This is a genomic window from Stutzerimonas sp. FeSN7, from assembly GCF_030263795.1.
GTDB classification, from domain to species: domain Bacteria; phylum Pseudomonadota; class Gammaproteobacteria; order Pseudomonadales; family Pseudomonadaceae; genus Stutzerimonas; species Stutzerimonas stutzeri.
Genome location: NZ_JARPMN010000001.1, coordinates 3,719,644 through 3,744,206 on the forward strand (window position 1 = coordinate 3,719,644; position 24,563 = coordinate 3,744,206).

General features: G+C 66.3%; 22 protein-coding genes and 1 pseudogene. 12 read left to right on the forward strand and 11 right to left on the reverse strand.

Annotated features, from left to right (window positions below; translation table 11 throughout):
- Positions 1 to 46: 46 nt before the first annotated feature.
- Genes P5703_RS17720 through P5703_RS17730 form a run of 3 tightly spaced genes read right to left on the reverse strand, consistent with a single transcriptional unit; the run spans position 47 to position 3,624 of the window.
- On the reverse strand, positions 47 to 1,534 hold the full coding sequence (locus P5703_RS17720) for an MFS transporter (RefSeq protein WP_013981796.1): 1,488 nt from the start codon (positions 1,532 to 1,534) through the stop codon (positions 47 to 49).
- 14 nt (positions 1,535 to 1,548) lie between these two features.
- Positions 1,549 to 2,007, reverse strand: coding sequence for a universal stress protein (locus P5703_RS17725; protein ID WP_011912084.1), 459 nt, complete (start codon positions 2,005 to 2,007; stop codon positions 1,549 to 1,551).
- 15 nt (positions 2,008 to 2,022) lie between these two features.
- Complete coding sequence (locus P5703_RS17730; protein ID WP_013981795.1) at positions 2,023 to 3,624, reverse strand: MFS transporter; 1,602 nt, start codon at positions 3,622 to 3,624, stop codon at positions 2,023 to 2,025.
- Positions 3,625 to 3,891: 267 nt separating this feature from the next.
- Here P5703_RS17730 and P5703_RS17735 point away from each other — a divergent pair, with 267 nt between their 5' ends.
- From P5703_RS17735 to P5703_RS17750, 4 genes are all read left to right on the forward strand, one after another.
- Positions 3,892 to 5,868 carry an ATP-binding protein gene (locus tag P5703_RS17735; protein WP_013981794.1) on the forward strand — a complete coding sequence of 659 codons (1,977 nt, stop codon included), beginning with the start codon at positions 3,892 to 3,894 and terminating at the stop codon, positions 5,866 to 5,868.
- On the forward strand, positions 5,846 to 6,454 hold the full coding sequence (gene narL / locus P5703_RS17740) for a two-component system response regulator NarL (protein ID WP_285590211.1): 609 nt from the start codon (positions 5,846 to 5,848) through the stop codon (positions 6,452 to 6,454). The genes P5703_RS17735 and narL overlap by 23 nt, the downstream gene beginning before the upstream one ends.
- A 166-nt stretch (positions 6,455 to 6,620) precedes the next feature.
- Positions 6,621 to 7,406: a type IV pili methyl-accepting chemotaxis transducer N-terminal domain-containing protein gene (locus P5703_RS17745; protein WP_014595843.1), complete on the forward strand. Its 786-nt coding sequence runs from the start codon at positions 6,621 to 6,623 to the stop codon at positions 7,404 to 7,406.
- 95 nt (positions 7,407 to 7,501) lie between these two features.
- Positions 7,502 to 8,197 (forward strand): Crp/Fnr family transcriptional regulator, encoded by a 696-nt coding sequence (locus P5703_RS17750; protein ID WP_017244849.1) that lies wholly within the window; start codon positions 7,502 to 7,504, stop codon positions 8,195 to 8,197.
- A 3-nt stretch (positions 8,198 to 8,200) separates the two neighbouring features.
- On the opposite strand, the gene P5703_RS17755 is transcribed toward P5703_RS17750, so the two are convergent.
- A complete protein-coding gene (locus P5703_RS17755; RefSeq protein WP_285588550.1) occupies positions 8,201 to 8,740 on the reverse strand; it encodes a DUF4345 domain-containing protein in 540 nt (179 codons plus the stop codon).
- Between the two features lie 191 nt (positions 8,741 to 8,931).
- Here P5703_RS17755 and P5703_RS17760 point away from each other — a divergent pair, with 191 nt between their 5' ends.
- Together P5703_RS17760 and ypfJ are read left to right on the forward strand one after the other, a co-directional pair.
- Positions 8,932 to 9,366, forward strand: a complete 435-nt coding sequence (locus P5703_RS17760) for a DUF411 domain-containing protein (RefSeq protein WP_041755373.1) — start codon at positions 8,932 to 8,934, stop codon at positions 9,364 to 9,366.
- Positions 9,367 to 9,484: 118 nt separating this feature from the next.
- The gene (ypfJ, locus tag P5703_RS17765; RefSeq protein ID WP_011912076.1) at positions 9,485 to 10,342 is read left to right on the forward strand and encodes a KPN_02809 family neutral zinc metallopeptidase; all 858 of its coding nucleotides are present in this window, start codon (positions 9,485 to 9,487) and stop codon (positions 10,340 to 10,342) included.
- A 102-nt stretch (positions 10,343 to 10,444) separates the two neighbouring features.
- On the opposite strand, the gene P5703_RS17770 is transcribed toward ypfJ, so the two are convergent.
- From P5703_RS17770 to P5703_RS17780, 3 genes are all read right to left on the reverse strand, one after another.
- A complete protein-coding gene (locus P5703_RS17770; protein ID WP_041755371.1) occupies positions 10,445 to 11,035 on the reverse strand; it encodes an HAD family hydrolase in 591 nt (196 codons plus the stop codon).
- Complete coding sequence (gene tesB / locus P5703_RS17775) at positions 11,032 to 11,901, reverse strand: acyl-CoA thioesterase II (RefSeq protein WP_013981787.1); 870 nt, start codon at positions 11,899 to 11,901, stop codon at positions 11,032 to 11,034. The genes P5703_RS17770 and tesB overlap by 4 nt, the downstream gene beginning before the upstream one ends.
- A gap of 76 nt (positions 11,902 to 11,977) precedes the next feature.
- Positions 11,978 to 12,532 (reverse strand): GNAT family N-acetyltransferase, encoded by a 555-nt coding sequence (locus P5703_RS17780; RefSeq protein WP_011912073.1) that lies wholly within the window; start codon positions 12,530 to 12,532, stop codon positions 11,978 to 11,980.
- A gap of 70 nt (positions 12,533 to 12,602) precedes the next feature.
- Here P5703_RS17780 and P5703_RS17785 point away from each other — a divergent pair, with 70 nt between their 5' ends.
- Together P5703_RS17785 and P5703_RS17790 are read left to right on the forward strand one after the other, a co-directional pair.
- Positions 12,603 to 13,523 carry a histone deacetylase family protein gene (locus P5703_RS17785; protein ID WP_011912072.1) on the forward strand — a complete coding sequence of 307 codons (921 nt, stop codon included), beginning with the start codon at positions 12,603 to 12,605 and terminating at the stop codon, positions 13,521 to 13,523.
- A 19-nt stretch (positions 13,524 to 13,542) separates the two neighbouring features.
- Positions 13,543 to 14,826, forward strand: coding sequence for a TIGR03862 family flavoprotein (locus tag P5703_RS17790; RefSeq protein ID WP_011912071.1), 1,284 nt, complete (start codon positions 13,543 to 13,545; stop codon positions 14,824 to 14,826).
- Between the two features lie 27 nt (positions 14,827 to 14,853).
- Here the strand turns inward: P5703_RS17790 and adhP are convergent, their stop codons facing one another.
- Positions 14,854 to 15,876: an alcohol dehydrogenase AdhP gene (adhP, locus tag P5703_RS17795; protein ID WP_013981783.1), complete on the reverse strand. Its 1,023-nt coding sequence runs from the start codon at positions 15,874 to 15,876 to the stop codon at positions 14,854 to 14,856.
- 195 nt (positions 15,877 to 16,071) lie between these two features.
- Between adhP and P5703_RS17800 the strand changes: the two genes are divergently transcribed.
- Together P5703_RS17800 and P5703_RS17805 are read left to right on the forward strand one after the other, a co-directional pair.
- On the forward strand, positions 16,072 to 16,911 hold the full coding sequence (locus tag P5703_RS17800) for an AraC family transcriptional regulator (protein ID WP_011912070.1): 840 nt from the start codon (positions 16,072 to 16,074) through the stop codon (positions 16,909 to 16,911).
- A 101-nt stretch (positions 16,912 to 17,012) separates the two neighbouring features.
- Positions 17,013 to 17,600: a LysE family translocator gene (locus tag P5703_RS17805; protein ID WP_011912069.1), complete on the forward strand. Its 588-nt coding sequence runs from the start codon at positions 17,013 to 17,015 to the stop codon at positions 17,598 to 17,600.
- Between the two features lie 45 nt (positions 17,601 to 17,645).
- On the opposite strand, the gene rhlE1 is transcribed toward P5703_RS17805, so the two are convergent.
- Positions 17,646 to 18,971, reverse strand: a complete 1,326-nt coding sequence (gene rhlE1, locus P5703_RS17810; RefSeq protein WP_045159164.1) for an RNA helicase RhlE1 — start codon at positions 18,969 to 18,971, stop codon at positions 17,646 to 17,648.
- 181 nt (positions 18,972 to 19,152) lie between these two features.
- Between rhlE1 and P5703_RS17815 the strand changes: the two genes are divergently transcribed.
- Both P5703_RS17815 and rimA read left to right on the forward strand, forming a co-directional pair.
- Entirely contained in the window at positions 19,153 to 20,826 is a 1,674-nt protein-coding gene (locus P5703_RS17815) for a cation:proton antiporter (RefSeq protein WP_014595833.1), read from the forward strand.
- A 50-nt stretch (positions 20,827 to 20,876) separates the two neighbouring features.
- Positions 20,877 to 21,689 (forward strand): S6 modification regulatory phosphodiesterase RimA, encoded by an 813-nt coding sequence (rimA, locus tag P5703_RS17820; protein WP_014595832.1) that lies wholly within the window; start codon positions 20,877 to 20,879, stop codon positions 21,687 to 21,689.
- Positions 21,690 to 21,692: 3 nt separating this feature from the next.
- Here the strand turns inward: rimA and P5703_RS17825 are convergent, their stop codons facing one another.
- Positions 21,693 to 22,376 carry a type 1 glutamine amidotransferase domain-containing protein gene (locus tag P5703_RS17825; RefSeq protein ID WP_125856313.1) on the reverse strand — a complete coding sequence of 228 codons (684 nt, stop codon included), beginning with the start codon at positions 22,374 to 22,376 and terminating at the stop codon, positions 21,693 to 21,695.
- A 123-nt stretch (positions 22,377 to 22,499) separates the two neighbouring features.
- Positions 22,500 to 24,377, reverse strand: a pseudogene (locus P5703_RS17830) (methyl-accepting chemotaxis protein).
- Positions 24,378 to 24,563: the final 186 nt, after the last annotated feature.

Here is a 24,563-nt window from a genome sequence, read left to right on the forward strand (position 1 = left end):
CGGCTTGCGCCAGCCGGCGTGGCTGGCGCATTCGTTCGGTGAAATCTCAGGACGCGAGCTTCTGGCGGGCCTCCAGCTCACGGTCGACGCTGGATACGTAGTACTCGTCGGAGAACGCGCCCTCGGGCTCCTTCAGCCAGAGCAGGCAGAGCCCGAAGCTGACGAAGGCACCGGCGGCGATCACCATGAAGAACTGCGATGGGGTCACGAAGGTGAACAGAGTCAGGTAGCAGACCGCACCGACGTTGCCGTAGGCCCCGGCCATACCGGAGATCTGCCCGGTGACGCGGCGCTTGATCGATGGGATGATCCCGAAGGTCGCGCCCTCGGCGCCCTGGACGAATACCGAGCAGAGCACGGTGATCGCCACGGCCACGATCAGCGGCCACTTGGAGTTCATCAGGCCCATCAGCAGGAAGCCGACGGCGATGCCCAGCATGTACGCCAGCATCACGAAGCGACGGTTACCGAAGCGGTCGGAGACCAGGCCGCCCATGGGCCGCGCCACCAGGTTCACGAACGCGAAGGAGGCGGCGATGATGCCGGCGGTGGTCGGCGTCAGCCCCCAGGTCTGCTCGAAGAACATCGGCAGCATCGACACCACCGCCAGCTCGGCACCGAAGTTGGCGAAGTAGGTGGAGTTCAGCGCAGCCACGGTGTTGAAGGGGTACTTGTCGTCTTCCGGCACGCCCTTCTTCAGGATCGGCACGTTGACCCGCAGGATCTGCACCACCTGAAACACCACCACCAGCACGATCGCCGCGTAACAGATCAGCGCGCCAGTGGAGCCCAGGTAGCCCATGCCCTCGACGCGCCAGACCAGGACAGCGAGCACACCGACCATGGGAATGGTCCAGATGATCAGCTTGATCATGTCGGCCCAGGTGCTGACTTCCAGCGCACTGGCCTTGTGCGGCTTGCGGTGCACGGTGCCGGCGGGGCCGTCGGTAATGGCGAACCAGTAGTAGACGCCATACAGCGCCATGATGATGGCCGAGCTTGCCGTAGCCCAACGCCAGCCTTCCGGGCCACCGAAGGCATGGATGGCGATGGCCGGCAGACTCATGGCGGCAGCAGCGGAACCGAAGTTGCCCCAGCCGGCATAGAAGCCTTCGGCGAAACCGATGTCCTTGGGCTTGAACCACATGGCGGTCATGTGAATGCCGACCACGAAGCTGGCGCCGATGGAGCTGAGGATCAGGCGCGAGACCAGCAGCTGGGTGCGGCTGTCACCGAAGGCGAAGAACAGGGCCGGGATCGCCATGACCACCAGCAGCACCGAGAACACCCGACGCGGGCCCCAGTGGTCGAGCGCCATGCCGACCAGGATGCGCGCCGGGATGGTCAGCGCCACGTTGGCGATGGCGAACAGCTTGAGGTCTTCGGGCGTCAGCCAGTTCACGCTTTTCAGCATGCTCGAGGCCAGCGGCGCCATGCCGAACCAGACGAAGAAACAAATGTAGAAGGCGATCCAGGTCAGGTGCAGAGCCCGGATCTCGGGGCGCTTCCATTCGAACAGCGTAGAAACTCTCATGATGAGCTCCTCACTCAGGGGCAGGCTTGAATCAGGACCGGGCAAGGCGCCCGGCGGGCCAGGAAGGCGCTGACGCTGCCGAAGGTCATGTAGTCGAGCTCGTCGACCAGCAGATTCAGCGAGCGGGAAATGAAGCCGCCGTCCGGTTCGTTTGAATGTCGCGCGATGACCAGCAGGTCCGGCTTCTTGTGCTCGGCAGCCTTGAGGATCATCTTGCGGGCGTCGCCTTCGGCGAGGATCACGTCGACGTCCAGGCCGAAGGCGCTGACCTTGGCCGCCGCCTCCTGCAGGAAGGCCTGGAATTCGCGACGCTCACGCTCGTACAGCTCGACCGCCGAATCGCTGGTGTCACGGGTCTCTTCCACCACGCCGATCAGCATGATCAGCGGCTTCAGCGGACCGAACATCTCGAGGGTGGCGTCCAACGCTTTGCGGGCGTTACGCGAGTTGTCGTAGGCAATCATGATGTTCATGGCAGCTCTCCAGACTCAGGGGTTCTTCACGTAGGCGTTGGGGCGCAGGTAGAACCACCAGTTGAGGATCAGGCACAGCGCGTAGAACACCGCGAAGCCGTACATCGCCACTTCGGGGGTACCGGCCTTGACCTGCTCGCCGATCACGATGGGGGCGACGAAGGAGCCGTAGGCGGCGACGGCGGAGGTCCAGCCGAGGACCGGGCCGGCCTTCTCGCGGTCGTAGATCACGCCGATGGTGCGGAAGGTGGAGCCGTTGCCGATGCCGCTGGCAGCGAACAGCACCAGGAACAGCACCAGGAAGAGGAAGAAGTACTCCTCGGGCTGGGCCGAGCCGTAGGCCTGGTGCATCACGTAGCCGGCGGCGACCGAGGCGATGACCATCACCACCGAGATCACCTGGGTGACGATGGAGCCGCCGACCTTGTCGGAGATCCAGCCGCCCAGCGGACGGATCAGGGCGCCGATGAAGGGGCCGATCCAGGCGTAGGTCAATGCGCTCGGTGCGTTGGGGTTGGCGACGCGGGTGATGGTGCCGTCGGCGGCCACTTCGTTCATGAAGCCGAAGATCACCGTGATCGACAGCGGCAGCGCCATGGAGAAGCCGATGAACGAGCCGAAGGTCAGGATGTAGAGGATGCTCATCGACCAGGTGTGCTTGTCGCTGAAGATGGTGAACTGGCGCTTGATGTTCGGCTTGATGCTGCCCGGCAGCATGCGCAGCATGCCGAGGGTCAGGCCGATGGTGAGCAGCATTACGCCCCACATGTTCAGCACGCCGAGGCCGGTCGGTGCAGGCAGGTAGAGGTACAGGCCGAGGGCGGCGGCGACGAAGCCCACGGCATAGAGGCCGAGAATCTTGCCGAAGGCGTTCAGCGGGTAACCCGGTGTTGGCGAGATCACCAGCAGGTTGTTCATGCCGAACCAGCCGGCGAAGGCCAGCGGGACGAGGAACAGCAGCCAGACCCAGCCGGCGTTCTGAATCCAGGTTTCGGTACCGGCGGAGATCTTGCCGATCAGCGTGCCGCTGTCCTTGATCAGCTCCATCGGCGCACCGGCCATCGCGCCGAACACACCGGCGGTCATCACCAGCGGGATGAGGATCTGCATGGTGGTCACGCCGAAGTTACCGAGGCCGGCGTTCAGGCCCAGGGCCAGGCCCTGCTGGTTCTTCGGGAAGAAGGTGCTGATGTTGCTCATCGAGCAGGCGAAGTTGCCGCCACCGATGCCGGAGAGGAAGGCCAGCAGCTGGAACACCCACAGTGGGGTGTCCTGGCTCTGCAGCGCGATGCCGGCGCCGGCGGCCGGGATCATCAGCAGGGCGGTGGTCAGGAATATGGTGTTGCGCCCGCCGGCGATGCGGATCATGAACGACGCCGGGATACGCAGCGTGGCGCCGGTGAGACCGGCGATGGCGGTCAGGGTGAACAGTTCGGCCGGCTCGAAGGGAAAGCCCAGATTGAGCATCTGCACCGTGACGATGCCCCACATCAGCCAGATGGCGAAGCCCATCAGCAGACTCGGGATGGAGATCCAGAGGTTGCGATTGGCGACCCGCTTGCCGGTGGTGTCCCAGAAGACCTGGTCCTCCACGTCCCACTTTTCGATATTGCTCATGGTCGATCCTCTTGGCGCCAAGGCCCTGCTGACAAACGCAGCGGGGTCAGGAATGGCTCGCACGCTAAGCGGAGGGGACCGTCCCGAATTTGACTCAGGTCAATACACGACAGGTGGCAATTTGCTTTGGGGTACCTTTCTACCTCTTTCGGGATATTCCGATTTTCATGATAAAAATCATTATTTATCAATAAGTTAAGAAACCATCAAACAACCGGTTGTGGCGCCAGGCATAACCCCGAAAGCATTGGGAGTACACCCCTCACCATGGCAAGCGAATGCCGCAAGGCGCAGAATGCGTCATCGCCGCCCGACGAGCCGACCATGCCTCAACTCGACCGCGACCAGCTCTCGACCCGCCACTCCATCGTTTTCAATACGCTGGTGGCGTTCGTCGTGATCATCGGCTTTTCCCTGGTCAGCATGTTGGCCAGCCTCTACTTGGCCGATGCGCTGGAAGGCGATGCCGAGGCCATCAACCAGGCCGGCAGCCTGCGCATGCAGGCCTACCGGTTGTCGTTCACCGCGGAGCAGGGTCCGGAAGCGGCACTGGAGGCACGCATCGACACACTGGAACGGACCCTGCGCTCAGCCACGCTGCGCTCGGCTCTGCACCGCCATGGCAACACCGAGCTGCCGGCTCTGCACGCCGGTGTGCTGCAACACTGGCAGGAACGCATGCGTCCGCTGCTCGATGCACAGCCACCGCAGCTGGAGGACTATCGCCGGGAGGTACCGGAGTTCGTCAGGGAGCTGGACGTCTTCGTGCGCTCCCTGCAGGAAGCCTCCGAGGGCAAGCTTGGCGTCATCCGTGCCCTGCAGGCGGGGACGCTGTTCGTCATCGTGCTGATCGCCTTCGTGCTGATCTACGGCCTGCACAACAACCTGGCCACGCCGCTGCGCAGCCTGACCAAGCTGGCGCGCGACATCGGCAAGGGTGACTTCAGCGGCGAGGTACAGATCCCCGGCGAAACCGAACTGAGCCTGCTGGCACGCACCCTCAACCAGATGAGCAAGGAGCTGGCCAGCCTCTATGCCGACATGGAGCAGAAGGTCGACGACAAGACCGCCGCCCTCACCCGCAGCAACGCCACGCTGCAGCTGCTATTCAACAGTGCGCGCATGCTCTACAGCCAGCCGGACGACCCTTCGCAGATGATGGGCTCGCTGCTCGCCAAGATGCAGCAGATCCTCGGCACCGGGCCGATCTCGCTGTGCCTGAACCGCTCGGCCGAAGCCGGCAGCCATACCGCCATGACCTCCCGCGATCTCCGCCCGCCCGAGTACTGCAAGCTGCCGCAATGCGGGACCTGCCTGGTCAACCAGACCGGCCGACTGCCCAGTGGTGAGGAGTTGATATCCTTCGAGTTGCGCTCCGGGCCGGATGATCTCGGCTCGCTGCGCGTCGCCCATCCGCCGGGCCAGCCACTGGAAGCCTGGCAAACGCTGTTGCTGACCACCCTGGCCGACCTGTTCGCTGCCTCCCTGAGCCTGGCGCAGCTGGGGCAGAAGCAGGCGCGCCTGGCGCTGATGGAGGAACGCGCGGTCATCGCCCGCGAGCTGCACGACTCGCTGGCCCAGGCGCTGTCCGCACAGAAGCTGCAACTGGCGCGTCTGAAGCGGCTGATGCAGAAGGAAAGCGGTCAGGCGCAGCTGGATGACAGCGTGCAGCAGATCGACCGCGGACTGAATTCGGCGTACCGCCAGCTGCGCGAGCTGCTCACCACCTTCCGCATCAAGGTCAACGAACCGGGGCTCAAGCCGGCACTGCAGGCCACCATCGAGGAGTTCGGCGCCAACTCCGGGCTGCACATCGAGAGCGACTTCCAGCTGGACCACTGCCCACTGACGCCCAACGAGGAAGTGCACTGCCTGCAGATCATCCGCGAGGCGCTGAGCAACGTGGTCAAGCACGCCGAGGCCGAGCATTGCTGGCTACGCCTGACCCAGGACGGCATCGGCACCATCAACGTCGAGATCGAAGACGACGGCATCGGCATCAGGCCCGAGGAGCAGCGCACCGGCCACTATGGCCTGATCATCCTGCGCGAGCGCGCCAACAGCCTGAATGGCAGCATCAGCATCGGGCTGCGCCCCGGCGGCGGCACCCGGGTACACCTGCGCTTCCCGCCCGCCTATCGCCACATTCCCCTGATACAGGAGCCTGTCACGCATGAACGAAGGGACAACCACACGAATCCTGCTGGTCGACGACCATCCCATGATGCGTCGGGGTCTGCGTGACCTGCTGGAGCTGGAAGACGACCTGGAGATGGTCGGCGAGGCCGGCAACGGTGAGGACGCCATCCGCCTGGCGCAGCAGATCGAACCCGACCTGATTCTGATGGACCTCAACATGCCGGGCATCGACGGCCTTGAGACCACCCGACGCATGCGCGATGCCGATATCGACGCGCGCATCATCATGTTCACCGTCTCCGACGAACAGAGCCACGTGCTCGAAGCGCTGCGCAACGGCGCCGACGGCTACCTGCTCAAGGACATGGACGCCGAGGAGCTGATCGAGCAGATCCGCATCGCCGCCACCGGACGCAAGGCCCTGAGCCCGGAGCTGACCCAGGTGCTCGCCGAAGCCATCCGGGTGCGCCCCAAGCCCACCGGGCAGGTGCAGTTCTCCAGCCTGACCAAGCGCGAGAAGGAAGTGCTGCGACAGATCGCCAAGGGCCAGAGCAACAAGATGATCGCCCGCAAGCTCGGCATCACCGAGGGCACGGTGAAGGTCCATGTGAAGAACCTGCTGCACAAGCTGGGCCTGCGCTCACGGGTCGAGGCCGCGGTCTGGGTGCTGGAGAACGAGGCGAAAGGTTGAGCCACCGCCAATCGCTCGCATTCTGTGCGTGAGCGCGCAAGGCGCGATGCCGTGGCCGCCCCCTTGACGATCATCAATGTCATCCACGTGAAGCGCTCTATCGTCTCGTCCTCGTCGAACTGACCGGCTGGTCAGCATCGCGCCCGCCCGGACGTAAGGAGCGCCCATGTTCAAGATCCTGCTACCCACCTCCCTGCTGCTCGGCCTGCTCGCCGGCAGCCTTTCCTGCCAGGCTGCCATCAGCGACGCCGAAGCGGTCAACCGCGCCGGCATGCAGCGCATGCTCAGCCAGCGCATTGCCAAGAACTACCTGATGATCGGCACCGATACCCGCGTCGACCTCGCCGCCAGCCAGCTCGACAGCAGCATCGCCAGCCTCGAGGAAAACGCCCAGCTGCTGGGCGACTATGCGCCCAGCGACGGCATCCGCAAGGCCCTCGACGAGGCTACCCAGACCTGGCACCAGTACCGCCAGCTGGCGTTGAGCCGTCCGGACCGCGAGCAGTCGGCCGAGCTGCTGCGCCTGGCCGAGCGCTTCCTCGCTCAGAGCGAGGCTCTGGTTCAGGAAATCGAGCGCCACAGCGGCAACCACGCGGCGCGCCTGGTCAACCGCAGCGGACGCCAGCGCATGCTCAGTCAACGCATCGCCATGCTCTACCTGGCCATGAGCTGGAAACTGCCGGAGCAACGTCTGCGGGAGGACTTCGATGCCGCGGTCGCGGAGTTCGAGCGCGGCCTGGAGGAGCTGAACAAGGCGCCGCAGAACACCGAGGCAATCAACCGCCAGCTCGAACAGATCGCCGCACAGTGGCGCTTCGCCCGGGCCGGCTTCAGCCTCGCGGACGACTCCCGCTTCGTCCCTACGGTGATCGTCACCACCAGCGATTCGCTGCTGCGCAAGATCGAGCAGCTGACCCTGGACTACGAGCGCCTCGCCGGCAGCAGCCGCTGAGCGCGACTACCTCCTTTGCCCATAAAGAGGTATGGCTTAGGGGAAATGGGATAGCGGCACCGTGCAACCTAGCATGCCCCCATCAAAAGGAGGGGATGGCCATGCTGACAGGCTCCGCAGTGCTCAATACGTTGCGCCGTCATCATCTGTTCCGCGGGCTGTCGGAAACGGCCCTGCAGAACATCGCCACGCACACCACGGCCAGGCATCTGCCGGCCGGTTGCACGTTGTTCCATCAGGGGGATGCGGCCGAGCATTTCCATGTGTTGATCAACGGCCAGGTCAAGCTGCACCGCGTCACCTGCGATGGCCAGGAGAAGGTCATCGAGGTGATCCGCCCGGGCGAGGCCTTCGCCGAGGCGATGCTCTTCAACAAGCTCGCCGAACATCCGCTGAGCGCTACCACGCTCAAGGAGAGCCTGGTACTCAACGTGCAGAACAGCCACTACCTGCGTCTGCTGGAGACCCAGCCGCAGCTGTGCATGCAGCTGCTCAGCAGCCTGAGCGCGCGGCTCAACCAGCGCCTGCACCAGATCGACAACCTGACCTCGTCCAACGTCTGCCAGCGCGTCGTGCGCTACCTGTTTCAGGAGCGGCAGACGGCGCGCAGCGACGTCATCGACCTGGACCTGCCCAAGCGCCTGATCGCCTCGCAACTGGGCATCCAGCCGGAGACGCTGTCACGCATCCTGCACCGGCTGACCGATGCCGGGCTGATCGCCGTGCAGCGGCGACGCATCGAGATTCTCGACCAGCACAGCCTCTCCGCCTACCTCGAGGCGGCTGCCTGAGACTCACTCGGATGGATCGCCACGACGAAACGGCTGCGCAGCCGGCTCGGCCGGGGCCGGCTCGAGCGTCGGCGGCACTTCGCCGAGCTGGAAGGGTTTCGGCGGCTCGCTGACGCGCCTGCGCGCAGCCGGCTCGATGCGCTCGGGCTCCGGCTCCGGACGCTCACGAATGACGTACCAGGCGACCGCCGCCAGGGCGGCAGCGAAGATCCGGTAGACCAGCGAGGCCAGATCGAAGCCGACCAGCTCGCCGCCATCCAGCCAGAGCGACACCAGTCGCCCGAGCACCAGTGCCGTCATGGTGATCATCAGCATCATCAGGGCCGGCCGCGCCCGCTCCGGCGCCCGCGCAGCCCAGATCAGGAACAGCGCCAGGCCCAGCTGCAGGCCGCCGTAGTAGACCCGCATATGGCTGGCGGACGCGCCTTCCATCAACAGCATGCCGTTCAGATTGGCCATCTCGTAGGGGCGAAACCAGTAGGCCAGGCTGAGACTGGCCATCACCAGTGCCTGCGCGAGCAGAACGAAACGGGCAAAACGCATCGAAAACTCTCCTGATGTGCGACTCGCTATCCCGGTTGGCATGGGACTGTGCTGCGCCCGTTTTGTTTCGCGACCGCGATGTCGACCGACCGTCCGAAAGCGTCTTACGGCGTGACAATTGCGCGCGGGGTGCGGCTTGGGAATGGCGTCGGCCCAGCGTATTCTGGGCCTCTCGCTCGTTGGAGATTCCCATGCGCCGTCTTCTGCTCGCCCCCCTCCTGTTCACCGGTTTCGCCCAGGCGGCCGACCCCATCGCCATCGACGTCTACCGTGACCCCAACTGTGGCTGCTGCAAGGCATGGATCGAGCATCTGGAAGACAACGGCTTCGCCGTGGCCGATCACGTGGTCAACGACATGACCTCGGTGAAGATGGAGCATGGAGTACCGCACCGCCTCGGCTCCTGCCACACCGGTGTGATCGACGGCAAGTTCGTCGAAGGCCACGTGCCGGCGGCGGACATTCTCAAGCTGCGCGCACAGCCTGACCTGATCGGCGCCGCGGTGCCGGGCATGCCGGTCGGCTCACCCGGCATGGAAATGGGTGAGCGCAAGGACGCCTTCCAGGTGATCGGCGTCAGCAAGCAGGGCAAGGAGAGCGTGATTTCCGAGTACCCCGGCAACTGATCGGTACCCGACAGCCAACATCCGCTGCAGCGTTTTGCCCGGTGCACGGGTCTGAGAGGAAAGCGCTGGCCGCTTCGCTGCGGCCGGCGCTCCCATCCATCCACCCGAGGGGCAACTCATGCGCTGGAATCGAGCCCGACGCAGCGACAACGTAGTGGACGCCAGAGGCCGCAGCGGCATGCGGCTGGGCGGCGGCCTCGGTCTGGGCGGCATCGCCATCGTGGTGGTGATCGGTCTGCTCTCGGGCCAGGATCCGCTGCAGATTCTCGGCCAGCTGGCCAACCAGGGCGGGCCCGCAGTCTCTCAACAAAGCCAGCGCCCGGCTGGCGACGATCCGCAGGTGGAATTCGTCCGCGCCGTGCTTGGCGACACCGAAGACACCTGGCGCGCCCTGTTCCAGCAGAACGGCGTGCAGTACCGCGACCCGACCCTGGTGCTGTTTCGCGGCGGCGTGAACTCGGCCTGCGGCTTCGCCAGTTCGGCAGTCGGCCCGTTCTATTGCCCCGGCGATCAGCAGGTCTACCTCGACCTGCAGTTCTTCGACGAGATGGCCCGGCGCTTTTCCGCCGCCGGTGACTTTGCCCAGGCCTACGTAATCGCCCATGAGGTCGGTCATCACGTGCAGACGCTGCTCGGCGTTTCGCAGCAGATGCAGGCGGCCCGCCAGCGTGGCGCGCGGATGGAAGGTGACAACGGTCTGCTGGTGCGCCAGGAACTTCAGGCCGACTGCTATGCCGGCGTCTGGGCCTATCACGCCCAGCAACGCCACGACTGGCTGGAGGAAGGCGACCTGGAAGAAGCGCTGAACGCCGCCAATGCCATCGGCGACGACAACCTGCAGAAGCGCAGCCAGGGCCGCGTGGTCCCGGATGCCTTCACCCACGGCACCTCGGCGCAGCGGGTGCGCTGGTTCCGAGATGGCTTCGAACACGGTGATCCGGCGCGCTGCGACACCTTCAAGGCGGCGCGGCTGTAGGTGCTTCCGGGCGTGCCCCCACCCTGAGGGGCGGGCACGCCTGCGAGGGCCGTTGCAATGACTGGTGGGCTTGAGCCCACCTCCAGGCGCCGATGTCCGCTCTCAGCCCAGCATGCCGTGCAGCGCACGACAATCAGGCACGTACAGGTCGGCCAGCTCCGGCCATTCATTGTGCGGCACGTTGACCAGCACCCCGCGCGCGCCAGCGGCCCTGGCGCATTCCAGGTCGAAGCGGTAGTCCCCCACCATCAGCATCGACGCCGGCGCCACGCCCCAGCGCTCCGCCAAATGCAGCAGCCCGCCCGGATGCGGCTTGGGCGGTGCCTCGTCGCGACCGAGGATGTCCTCGGACAGAAAACAGTCGCCCATGCCCACCGCCTGCAGGGTCACCAGCGCCAGTTCGTGGGCATTGCGGGTCAGCACGCCGAGGCGGCAGCCGCGCTCGCGCAGCGCATGCAGCAGCTCGCGGGCGCCTACGGCCGGGCGTGCGGCGTAGGCGAGTTCGCGTTCGTGCTCCAGCAGCCAGGCGCGCTTGGCCGCCGCTTCGTCGGCCGGCAGCGCAGCCAGGTGATGGAGGATGTCGTCCTCCTCGGGAATCTCCAGGGCGCGGCGGATCGCGGCGAAATCGTGCACGGCGATGGTCAGGGTGCCGTCCATGTCGAACACCCAGTGCCGCACCTCGGCGATATTCACATCCAGTCCTCGCGCACGCGGATCAGGCCTTCCTGGGCCACCGAGGCAACCAGCTCGCCCTGGCGGTTGAAGATGCTGCCACGGGCGAAGCCGCGGGCATTGCCGGCCCAGGGGCTGTCGATGGAGTACAGCAGCCAGTCGTCCATCTTCACTTCGCGGTGGAACCAGATGGCGTGATCGAGGCTGGCCAGCTGGATGAACTTGCTCCACGAGCTGACGCCGTGGGGCTGCAACGCGGTGCCGATAAAGCTGAAATCCGAGGCGTAGGCAAGCAGGTACTTGTGCAGCGCCGGGCTGTCGGGCAGCGAGCCGTCGGCGCGGAACCACAGGTGGCGGACCGGTTCGATCGGCTGCGGGTTGGCCGGATCGACCAGGGTGACCGGGCGAATCTCGATGGGCTTGGGCCGGCGCAGCTTCTCCATCACACGTTCCGGCACCATCGGCGAAAGCTTGTGCAGCAGCTCCCACTCGTTGGGCAGGTCGTCCGGCCCGATCACATCCGGCATCGGCAACTGGTGCTCGTAGCCCGTTTCCTCGGCCTGGAACGAGGCGATGCCGGTGAAGATGGTCTGGCCCTTCTGGATCGCGCTGACCCGTCGCGTGGTGAAGCTGCCTCCATCGCGCACGCGATCGACGTCGTACACCACCGGCTGGTGCGAGTCACCGGGACGCAGGAAATAGCCGTGCAGCGAATGCACATGGCGCTCCGGCGTCACCGTCTGGCTGGCTGCGGAGATCACCTGGCCGAGCACCTGCCCGCCGAACAGCTGGGGAAAGCCGAGGTCCTGGCTGGCGCCACGGAACAGGTTTTCCTCGATGCGTTCCAGGGTCAGCAGATTGACCAGGGCGTCGAGTATCTGGGTCATTTCGGCATCCTTGATAAGGGGGGCGGACAGGCGCGCCATGTTACGGATTTCGCCGGCAACGCTCCAGCAACAGGGCTTATTGTCGCCAATCGCCCCGCTGCAGTCGGTAGAGCAGCTGCTCGTGCAACGGGTGCCCCGCCGCCAGCTCCGGGTGGGCAAAGGACGCAGCCTGATCGGCGCGCATGCCCAGCTCCGCCACCAGCTGCTTGGCCGGCTCGTTGATCTGCGCCATGCAGGCGACCACCTCGGGCAATTGCAGGGTGACGAAGGCATGCTGCAGAACCGCCCGTGCCGCCTCGAGCACCAGGCCCTGGCCCCATTGTTCACAGGCCACGCCCCAGCGCAGCTCCACCGCCGAGCCCGGCACCGACGACGGCGCCCAGACCAGCCCGCAGTAGCCGATAAAGGCACCACTGTCCTTGCGTTCCAGCGCCCACAGGCCGAAGCCGTGCCGCAGCAGATGAAGGCGACTGCGCACCATCAGCGCGGCGCACTCATCCCGCGACAGCAGGGCCGGGTCGTAGCGCATGACTTCCGGGTCGGCGCACAGCTGCGCCAATGGCTCGAGGTCGTCGTCATGCCAGCTGCGCAGCCGCAGACGCGAGGTTTCGAGGGCGATTCGATCGACCATCCTTGCTCCTTGAGCGCGTCGACGGCCAGCCTGCATACTGCGGCGCACATCTGTCGAACACGCGTGGTTCATGTCCCTCCCCCTGGTCTATCACGACGATTACAGCCCGCCGCTGCCGCCGGGCCATCGATTTCCCATGGAGAAGTTTCGTCTGCTGCGTGACCATCTGGTCACTCTCGGTATGACCACGGACGCAGCGCTATTGCGCCCGTCACTTTGCAGACGCGACATCCTGACTCTGGCCCATGACGCCGATTATGTCGCGCGCTACTGCAGCGGCGAGATGGGCCGCGACGAGCTGCGCCGGCTCGGCCTGCCCTGGAGCCCGGAGCTGGCGCAGCGCACCGTGCGGGCGGTAGGCGGCTCGCTGCTGGCGGCGGAGCAGGCGCTGCAGCACGGTCTGGCCTGCCATCTGGCTGGCGGCACGCACCATGCGCATCGCGATCACGCCTCAGGCTTCTGCATCTTCAACGACCTGGCGGTGATCGCGCTGTACCTGCTGGAAAGCGGACTTGTCGGGCGCGTGCTGATCTTCGACTGCGACGTGCACCAGGGTGACGGCACCGCGCGCATCCTGGAGAACGTGCCGGATGCGGTGACCGTCTCGCTGCACTGCGAGAAGAACTTCCCCACCCGCAAGGCCCATAGCGACTGGGACATCCCGCTGCCGCCGGGCATGGGCGACGAGGCCTACCTCCAGGTCGTGCACGACACGCTGAACTACCTGCTGCCGATCTATCAGCCGGACCTGGTGCTCTATGACGCCGGCGTCGACGTCCACCGCGACGACGCCCTGGGCCTGCTCTCGCTGACCGACGCCGGGCTCGCCGCGCGCGACAGCGCGGTGCTCGATCACTGCCTGGGTCGAGACATTCCCGTGGTAGGGCTGATCGGCGGCGGCTACGACAAGGACCGCGCCCTGCTCGCCCGTCGTCATGCGACCTTGCATGTCAGCGCCCACTCGGCCTGGCAGCGCCACGGGCTCGGCTGAGCAACCGTCAGCAGCTACAATGCCCGCCCCGCTCGCCTGCCCGGTTGCCACCATGCCCCAGCCCTCCTCTTTTCGCGTCGCCATCATCGGTGGTGGTCCGGCCGGCCTGATGGCCGCCGAGGTGCTCGGCCAGGCAGGCGTGAATGTCGACCTGTATGACGCCATGCCCTCGGTGGGGCGCAAGTTCCTGCTGGCCGGCGTCGGCGGCATGAACATCACCCATGCCGAGGACTACGCCGCGTTCGTCAGCCGCTACGGCGAGCGCGCCGGCGACCTGCGACCGCTGCTCGATGCCTTCTCCCCGGATTCACTGCGCGAATGGATTCACGGACTGGGCATCGACACCTTCGTCGGCAGCTCCGGCAGGGTGTTTCCTAGCGACATGAAGGCCGCGCCCCTGCTGCGCGCCTGGCTCAAGCGCCTGCGTGAAAGCGGCGTGCAGCTGCATACCCGCCAGCGCTGGCTGGGCTGGGACGAGCATGGCGCGCTGCGTATCGCCGGGCCGCAAGGCGAAACCCAGGTCGAGGCGGACGCCACCCTGCTCGCCCTCGGCGGCGGCAGTTGGGCCAGACTGGGTTCGGATGGCGCCTGGGTGCCCTCGCTGCAGAACCGCGGGATCGCCATCGCGCCGCTGCAGCCGGCCAACTGTGGCTTCGAGGTAGCCGGCTGGAGCGAGCACCTGCGGGAGAAATTCGCCGGCGCGCCGCTGAAGACCGTCAGCCTGGCGTTGCCCGGCGAAGCACCACGCAAGGGCGAGTTCGTGCTCACCGCCACGGGCATCGAGGGCAGCCTGGTCTACGCGCTCTCGGCGCCGATCCGCAACACGATCAACCGTGACGGCGCTGCCACGGTACTGCTCGACCTGCTGCCGGATCGCACCCTGACACAGATCGCCAGCGCCCTGGCCAGACCGCGGGGCTCGCAGTCCATGGCCAAGCACCTGCACCGCCAGCTGAAGCTCGATGGCGTCAAGGCGGCGCTGTTGCGCGAGCTGACCGATGCCACGACCTTCCAGGCCCCGCAGGCCCTGGCCGCCGCGATCAAGGCGCTGCCCATCCGCCTGGTCCGCCCGCGTCCGCTGGACGAGGCGATCAGCAGCGCCGGCGGCGTGCCCTTCGAGGAACTGGACGAGGATCTGATGCTGCGCCGGCTACCCGGCGTGTTCTGTGCTGGCGAAATGCTCGACTGGGAAGCGCCGACCGGTGGCTATCTGCTGACCGCCTGCTTTGCCAGCGGACGCGCCGCAGCCGAAGGCATGCTGCGCTGGCTGCGTGCCAACGTGCCGGCAAACGCGCCGCGCTGAACGGTGCGCTGCCGGCCGCACGGTCTGCTACATCTTCATCACGATACGGCCTTCGATGCGCCCGGCGCGCATGTCGTCGAAGATCTGGTTGATGTTGTCCAGGCTGTCGGTGTGGATGGTCGCCTTGACCAGGCCCTCGCCGGCGAAATCCAGCGCCTCCTGCAGATCGGCGCGGGTGCCGACGATCGAGCCGGTGATGCTGATGGCCTTGAGCACGACGTCGAAGATCGGCGTCGGGAAGTCTCCCGGCGGCAGCCCGACCAGCGCCACGGTGCCATGCCGCCGCGCCATGCCGATGGCCTGGCCGAAGGCGCTGTTGGACACCGCGGTGACCAGCACGCCGTGGGCGCCGCCGATATCGCGCTGGACCACCTCCACGGGATTCTCCGTGCGTGCGTTGATGGTCAGCTTGGCACCCAGACGCTTGGCCAGCTCCAGCTTGGCGTCATCCACATCCACCGCCACCACGTGCAGCCCCATCGCCTTGGCGTACTGCACCGCGACATGACCGAGGCCGCCGATGCCGGAGATCACCACCCACTGGCCGGGGCGTGCACCGGTGACCTTGAGGCCCTTGTAGACAGTGACACCGGCGCAGAGAATCGGCGCGATCTCGTCGAACTCGACGTTCTTCGGCAGGATGCCAACGTAGTTCGGGTCGGCCAGCACGTATTCGGCGTAGCCGCCATTGACCGAGTAGCCGGTGTTCTGCTGGCCTTCGCAGAGGGTTTCCCAGCCAGTCAGGCAGTGCTCGCAGCAGCCGCAGGCGGTGTACAGCCAGGGCACGCCGACGCGATCGCCCTCCTTCACCCGGGTCACGCCGGCACCCACCGCCGCGACGTGGCCAACGCCTTCATGGCCGGGAATGAACGGCAGGGACGGTTTCACCGGCCAGTCGCCCTCGGCAGCGTGCAGGTCGGTGTGGCAGACGCCGGAGGCGGCGATCTTCACCAGGATCTGACCGGGGCCGGGCATCGGCACCTTGACTTCCTCGAGGCGCAGCGGCTCGCCGAAGGCGTGAACCACTGCCGCTTTCATGGTCTGGGTCATGGGCTTGCTCCTTGATTCGGGACGTTCGAGTCTGCGCCAGGCAGACGGCAGCAAGCCTAGACCCAGATCAATCATCGGGCAGAGTGGCCGACCATCCGTCGAGCACCGCTGCACGAATGTTCCAGACGATGGCCCGCCCGGCAGACGATACTCAACCCGAGCAACGCGCGCCGAAGCGTCACCGGAGTCACCGCCATGGGCAACAATGACTGGATCGAGCTGAACAGGGATGCCGAAACCGGCATCGAGACGATCCGCGCCCATTTCGAAGGCCACGCCTACGATCCGCACTTCCACGACAGCTACCTGATCGGCTTCACCGAACAGGGCGTGCAACAGTTTCATTGCCGCAAGGCACTGCACAGCAGCACCCCGGGCCAGGTCTTTCTGCTCGAACCCGGCGAGCTGCACGATGGCCACGCCCCGGCCCGGGGCGGCTTCACCTACTCGATGCTCTACCTCGACCCGCACTGGCTCGAGCGCGAGCTGCGCGGGCTGTTCGAGGACGCGCCAGGCGATTGCCAGCCGGCATTCGCCAAGACGCTGGCCAGCGAGCCCGAGTTGCTGGCGGTGATTGCCGAAGCCTTCCAGGCACTGCAGAGCCGCGATCTGCGCATCGTCCGCCAGGCCGCGCTGGATGCGTTGCTGGCCAAGCTGGCGCGACATCTGGCCTGGCGCCCGCGGCTCGACAGCGATCCGCGCATGCCGCTGGTGGCACTGCGGGCACGGGATTATCTGCACGCGCACATGGAGCAGGACCTGGGCCTGGACGAGCTGGCCTGGGCAAGCGGTGTCGATCGCTTCCGCCTGTCGCGGGCGTTCAAGGCCGCGTTCGGCATCGCGCCGCATGCCTATCTGGTCCAGCTGCGCCTGGCCAGGGCACGACAGCTGCTGGCCAGCGGGCAGCCACCGGCGCGGGTGGCGATGACACTGGGTTTCGCCGACCAGAGTCATATGGGCCGCTGGTTTCGCCGCGCCTACGGCCTGACCCCGGCGCATTACCGCAGGCGCTGCTCGAATCTTCCAGACCGCTGAACCGGCAGGCGCGATCATTCGGCCATCCGCAACCCGACGGAGCCGATCGCCATGTCGCCCAGCCCCCGCCCTGACCGCTCCCACGAAACGAGGCCGCCACGATGAGCCAGTGGCTGCCTTTCGTGCTGTTTGCCTTCGTCGCCTCCATCACCCCGGGCCCGACCAACATCCTGGTGCTGAGCAACAGCTCGCGCTTCGGCCTGCTGGCGGCGCTTCCCATCATCTTTGGCGCCTGCGCGGCCGCGGCGCTGATCGTGCTGCTGGTGGGCCTTGGCGCCGGAGAATGGCTGCTGCGCCATCCGCCATTGCAGCAGGCGATGGCCTGGCTCGGGGTCGGCTGGCTGCTCTACCTGGCCTGGCAGATCGCCCGCAGCCCGACCGAAGCGATCGAAGCCGACACCGCCAGCCGTCGACTCGGCGCCCTGGGCGCCGCCGGGCTGCAGGTGATCAACCCGAAGGTATGGATGATGGCGCTGGCGGTGGTCGGCGTGTTCAGCGGCGCCAGCGCCGATGCCGGGCGCTACGCCATCCACGCGCTGCTGTTCTTCCTGATCGCCCTGCCCTGCCTGGCGGCCTGGGCCCTGCTCGGCGCCGGTGCGGCCCGGCTGCTGCGCTCGGCGACGCATCTACGCCGCTTCAACCAGGCGATGGCGTTGCTGCTGGTGGTGTCGGCGCTGGCGAGCCTATGACGGAGCGAGTAGAAAGGGCTGCGCCGTTCCCACCCTGCGGACGGCTCAGCGCTTCTTCGCCGGTTTGCCGCCGCCCAGGCTCGGCACCTTGCGAATCGGCCGGGCGTTGGGCTTTTCGTTCTCCTCGAACCAGTTGCCGAGATGGATCTTGCCCTTGCCGGCAGCTTCCTTGGGCTTCTTGGGTTTCTTCGGTTTCTTGATGATCTGCCCGCCCAGCGCCGTGGCCGGCACGCGGTGATCCGGTACGAAGCCCGGCTCGTCATGCCGCGGCAGCACCTGGTTGATCAGGGTCTCGATGGCGGCCAGCTGGTCCACCTCGTCAGCGGCGACCAGGGAGATCGCCTCGCCACTGGCTCCGGCACGGCCGGTACGACCGATGCGATGCACGTAATCCTCGGCGACGGTGGGCAGGTCGAAGTTGACCACCTGCGGCAGGTCGTGAATGTCCAGTCCGCGCGCCGCCACGTCGGTCGCCACCAGCACCTGCACCTCGCCAGCCTTGAAGCGCTCCAGCGCGCGCAGACGCGAGGCCTGCGGCTTGTCGCCGTGGATCGCGTCGCTGGCGATGCCCTGCGCCTGCAGCTCGTCCACCAGCTGATCGACGCCCTTGCGCGTCTTGACGAACACCAGCACCTGACCCCAGCGCCGCTCCGCCAGCAGATGCAGGAACAGCTCGCTCTTGCGCTTCTTGTCCACCGGCACCAGCCACTGCTTGACCGTCTTCGCCGCCGCATTGCGCGGGCTGACCTCGACCGACAACGGGTCGCGCAGCAGCTCGCGGGCCATCTGCCGGATCGGCTCGGAGAAGGTCGCGGAAAACAGCAGGGTCTGGCGCTTTTTCGGCAAAGCGGAGAACAGCGCATCCAGTTCTTCAGCGAAACCGAGGTCGAGCATGCGGTCCGCCTCGTCGAGCACCAGCGCCTGCAACTGGGCGAAACCGACGGCGTTCTGCCGGTAGAGGTCGAGCAGGCGCCCCGGGGTGGCCACCAGCACATCGATGCCCTTGCGCAGCGCCATCATCTGCGGATTGATGCTCACGCCGCCGTACACCGCGTAGGTGCGCAGCGGCAGGTTCTGCCCGTACACGCGAAAGCTCTCGTGAACCTGCTCGGCCAGTTCACGGGTCGGCACCAGTACCAGCGCGCGCACCGAATTGCTCGCCACCTTGGCGCCTTCCATGGTCAGGCGCTGCAGCAATGGCAGGGCGAAACCGGCGGTCTTGCCGGTACCGGTCTGCGCCGCTGCCATCAGGTCGCGGCCTTTGAGCACGGCGGGAATGGCCTCGGCCTGCACCGGCGTCGGCTTGCGATAGTCGAGGGTTTCCAGGGTCCGCAGCAGCGGATCGATCAGGCCCAGGGAGGCGAAGGTCATGGCAGGCTCGCGGCGCCGATTCGGCGCGGTGAAAAAGGACCGATTCTAGCAGCAGCCCGCCCTGCTCGGCGCCACCGGCCAAACAGGGCACGGCGGTTTTTCCCATCGCGATGGTGGCATGCAGCGACGCGCTGTCGCAGGATAAGGCGGTCCCGCTGCCCGATGCCCTCACGGAGCCCACATGGAAGCGCTGCTCGCCCATGGCCCTTTCGCCGAATTCGCCCTGCTGCTGATCATCTCGGCAGTGGTCGGCGCCATCGCCGTGAGCCTGCGTCAGCCGCTGCTGATCTCCTACATCGTGGTCGGCATCCTGCTCGGGCCGGCAGTGTTCGGGCCGGTCAACGCCGCTGACCAGATCCATCTGCTGGCCGAGATCGGCGTCGCCGTGCTGCTGTTCGTGGTCGGTCTCAAGCTCGATCTCGCGCATATCCGCAATATCGGCCCGGTGGCGCTGGCCACGGGGCTGGGGCAGCTGACCTTCACCATCATCTTCGGCTTCGCGCTCACCCTGCTGATGGGCAAGAGCGCCATGGAGGCGATCTACATCGCCGTGGCGCTGACCTTCTCCAGCACCATCATCATCGTCAAGCTGCTCTCGGACAAACAGGAGCTGGACTCGCTGCACGGGCGCATCGCAGTGGGCTTCCTGATTGTCCAGGACCTGGCCGTGGTGCTGGCGATGATGACCATGAGCGCCTTGCGCGGTGCTGGCGATGCCGGCTGGGCGGAGGTGTCCGGCTCGCTGCTGCTGCGCCTGGGCGGTGCGGCGGTGCTGCTCTACCTCCTGATGCGCTACGTGCTGCCGGATCTGGTCAGCCGCATGGCGCGCTCGCAGGAGCTGCTGCTGATCTTCGCCATCGCCTGGGGCACCGGGCTTGCCGCGCTCGGCGATTATGTCGGCTTCAGCAAGGAGGCCGGCGCCTTCGTCGCCGGCTTCTCGCTGGCCTCCACGGCGTACCGCGAAGCAATGAACGCCCGGCTGACCGGCATTCGCGATTTCATGCTGTTGTTCTTCTTCATCGACCTGGGCGGCAAGCTGGACTTCTCCACCCTCGGCAACGAGCTGCTGCCAGCCCTCGTGCTGGCGCTGTTCGTGCTGATCGGCAACCCGCTGATCGTCATGGCGATCATGGGCTACATGGGCTATCGCAAGCGCACCGGCTTTCTCGCCGGGCTGACGGTGGCGCAGATCAGCGAGTTCTCCATCGTCTTCGTCGCCATGGGCATCAGCCTCGGCCATGTCGGGCCGCAGGCGCTGGGCCTGACCACGCTGGTGGGCCTGGTGACCATCATGCTCTCGACCTACATGATTCTGTTCTCGCAACCGCTCTACGAACGGCTGGCGCCATGGCTGGGGCTGTTCGAGCGCAAGCGTCCCTATCGTGAGCTGGAGGTGGAAGCGCAGGGTCGTCCCCAGGGGCAGCCGCGCATCATCATCTTCGGCCTGGGCCGCTATGGCTCGCGCCTGCTGCAACAGCTGGCCGCCGGGCGCATGCCGGTGCTGGGCGTGGACTTCGATCCGGAAGCGGTGCGCGCGCTGCGCCGTGCCAGGCTGCCGGTACGCTTCGGCGATGGCGAGGACCCGAGCTTTCTCGAGTCGCTGCCCTTGCAGCATGCCGAATGGGTGGTCACCAGCTTTCCGCAATGGGAGTCCAATCGCGCCTTCCTTCACGCGCTCAAGCATGCCGGCTTCACCGGCAAGATCGCCGGCGTGGTGCGCGACGACCAGCACGGCAAGGCACTGGACGCGGCCGGCGTCGCGCGGGTGCTCAATCCGTTCACCGATGCGGCAGACTACGCCGCACGCAGCCTGCTCGAAGAGCTGGGCGGCGAACGGACCGGCGGACTGCAGTGATCGCCGATGCGGCCGTTAACCTGACCGTCAGCCCGCCACCGAGTGTCTTCATGAATCCAGGAAACACCGCTCACAACCCCGCGCCAGATGCCTACCCGTGCCATGGTGCCACCGAGCACGGCGCCTGCCCCAGTTGCGCCAGTGGCGAGCGACTGGGCTTCGGCTTCAGCTACGCCTTTCAGCCCATTGTCGACCTGCGCAGCCGGCAGATCTTCGCTCACGAAGCGCTGGTGCGTGGCACAGCCGGCGAGCCGGCGCCCACGGTGCTGGCCCAGGTGAACGAGGACAACCGCTTTCGCTTCGACCAGGCCGGCCGGGTCAAGGCCATCAAGACCGCTGCAAGACTGGGCATGCAGAGCAGGCTGTCGATCAACTTCATGCCCAACGCCATCTACCGCCCCGAGCTGTGCATCCGCTCGACGCTGGAGGCGGCCCGTGCCCATGATTTCCCGGTGGAGCGGATCATTTTCGAGACCGTTGAAGGCGAGCGCATCAGCGACGGCAAATGGCTCACCGAGGTGTTTCGCGAGTATCAGCGCATCGGCTTTCTCACCGCCATCGACGACTTCGGTGCGGGCTTTGCCGGGCTCAACCTGCTGGCCGACTTCCAGCCGGACATCATCAAGCTGGACATGGACCTGATCCGCGGCATCGACCAGAGCCGCCCACGCCAGGCCATCGTCCGCGGCACCGTTGCGATGTGCGAGGAACTGGGCATCCAGGTCATCGGCGAAGGCGTCGAGACCGCCGACGAATGCAGCGCCCTGCATGATCTGGGTATCCATCTGATGCAGGGCTACCTGTTCAGCCGGCCGCTGTTCGAAAGTTGCGGCCAGGCGGAACGGCTCGCCTGGCCGCGCTGACGTCTAACCTGCGCGCAGCAGCTTGAGCAGCTCCTGCGCCGCCGCTTCCGATGAGGCCGGGTTCTGCCCGGTCACCAGCAGCCCGTCGACCTGCACATAGGGCGTCCAGTCCGCACCCTTGCTGTACTGGCCGCCGCGTTCGCGCAGCCGGTCCTCGAGCAGGAACGGCACCACCTCGGTGAGTTCCACCGCCGCTTCCTCGCCATTGGTAAAGCCGGTGACGCGCTTGCCCTTGACCAGATACTCGCCATCCTTGCCGCGCACCTCGGTCAACGCCGCCGGCGCATGGCAGACCGCCCCTACCGGCTTGTCGGCCTTGACGAAGGACTCGATCAGCGCGATGGAGGCCGGGTTGTTCACCAGGTCCCATAGCGGGCCATGGCCACCGGGGTAGAACACCGCGTCGAAATCCTCGGCTGAGACCTGATCCAGCCGGTAGGTGTTGGCCAGCAACGTCTGCGCCTCGCCGTCGCCGTTGAAGCGCTCGGTGGCCTCGGTCTGGGCGTCAGGCTGGTCGCTTTTCGGATCGAGGGGCGGCTCGCCGCCTTTGGGCGAAGCCAGTACCACCTCGGCGCCGGCATCCTTGAACGCGTAGTAGGGGGCGGCGAACTCCTCCAGCCAGAAGCCGGTCTGTTCGCCGGTGTCACCCAGCTGGTCGTGGGACGTGAGCACGATGAGAATTTTCATGGAAGCCTCCTGATGGATGCGCGGCGGGATAAGTTCAGACTGCCATTAGCGGCACATTGCTCCGCGGCCCGCCCGCCGCCATGAAAAAAGGGCGCCGAAGCGCCCTCACGACCACCGTTCCGGTTAGATGCGGAAGCTGTCCACCAGCTGCTTCAGCCGGCGCGCCTGCTGGTCCAGGTCGCCACAGGCGCGCAGTGTCGACTGCAGGTTCTCCACGCCTTGCTGGTTCAGCGTGTTGATCTCGGTGATATCCATGTTCAGCGACTCGATCACCGCGGTCTGCTCCTCAGTGGCGGTGGCCACCGACTGGTTCATGCCGTCGATCTCGCCGATGCGTTGGGTCACCTCGCCGAGGCGCTCGCCGGCGCGGTCGGCGATGGAGACGCTCGACTCGCTCTGGCGCTGGCTTTCAGTCATGGTCTGCACCGAAGCGCCGGCGCCGACCTGCAGCTGCTCGATCATCTGCTGGATTTCCTGCGCCGAACTCTGGGTACGATGCGCCAGGTTGCGCACCTCGTCGGCGACCACGGCGAAACCGCGACCTGCCTCGCCGGCCCGCGCGGCTTCGATGGCAGCGTTCAGGGCGAGCAGGTTGGTCTGCTCGGAAATGCCCTTGATCACCTCGAGGATCTGGCCGATGTCCACCGTCTTGGCGTTGAGCGCCTCGATCTGCGAACAGGAGGCGCTGATCTTCGCCGACAGCTCGCGCATCGCGCGGATGTTCTGCTCCACCACCTGACGGCCGTCCTCGGCCTGATGCCGAGCGCCGCTGGCCTGCTGCGAGGCATCCGCCGCATTGCGGGCGATCTCCTGGGCCGCCGCCCCTAGCTCATTGATCGCCGCCGCCACGCTGTTGGTGCGGCTGGCCTGCTCGTCGGAATTGGCCATGGAAGAGTTGGATGCCGCCAGCACACGTGCCGCAACCTCGTTGACCTGCTGCGTTGCCGAGGACACCTCGCGGATCGAGGTGTGGATACGCTCGACGAAACGGTTGAAAGCCGAGGCCAGCTCGCCGAACTCGTCGTGGCTCTGCACCGTCAGGCGGCGGGTCAGATCGCCCTCTCCTTCGGCAATGTTGGCCATGGCGCGGCCCATGTCGGTCAGCGGCCGCATCAGCACACGCATCAGCATGCCGAGCAGCAGCAGGATCACGCCCACGGCGATCAGCGCGGCAACCACCGCGGAGGTGCGGAAGCTGTCCAGCGCGGCATAGGCCTTGGCCTTGTCCAGGGAGATGCCGACGTACCAGGTCACCGAAGGCAGGCCCGCAACGCGGCTGAAGCTGAGGATGCGCGTCTGCCCGTCCAGTTCGACTTCGCTGTAGTTGGCATCCAGCGACGGGGCATGTCCGGGGAACAGCTCGCCGAGGGATTTCATCACCTTGCTGCCATCCGGATGCACCAGGATCTTGCCGTCGCCGCTGACCAGAAACGCATGGCCCATGCCGTTGAAGTCCAGGGCGTTGATGATGTCCACCAGCACCTTCAGGCTGAGGTCGCCACCCACCACACCGAGGGCCTGTGCCGGGGTGGCGGCGGTGATGATCAGTTCGTTGGTGGCGGCGTCCTGATAGGGCTCGGTCAGGGTGGTGCGGCCGGCGGCCACGGCATCCTTGTACCAGGGACGCTAGCGCGGGTCGTAGCCGGCCGGCAGTTCGAAGCGCGGGTACACGATGAACTCGCCGTCGGCGCGGCCCAGGTAGCTGAAGGCGAAGGTCGAGCTCAGCGCCGGCTGCTTGACCAGCGCTTCGACCTGGTCGGTGGCGCTGTCGCGGGCAATGGTCTGTGCCACGCTTTCCAGCAGAACCAGACGGCCTGACAGCCAGTTCTGGATGTTGTGCGCGGTGACGTCACCCATCTCGTTCAGGTAGCTGTCGAGGTTGTCCCGAATGGCGTTGCGCTGCAGGTAGTCGTTGAACAGGGTGAACAACGAAAAGGTCGCGATCACGATCAGCGATGCGGCCAGGAGAATCTTGTGGCTGAACTTCAGGTGTTTGGGCATGGCAGCATGGTCCGCGACGGTTCGGGCAATCGAGCGTCCCTGTTCCGTGCGCCATATCCCTGGCTGTCACCCAAAAATGTCGGCCACGCCCAGCTGAACTTTACGTGCGGATGACGCAGATCAACGGAAGGACCGGCCCCGCCGACGAGCGGTCGGCGCGACGCCGGTGGAGGCGCCGCGCCAAGC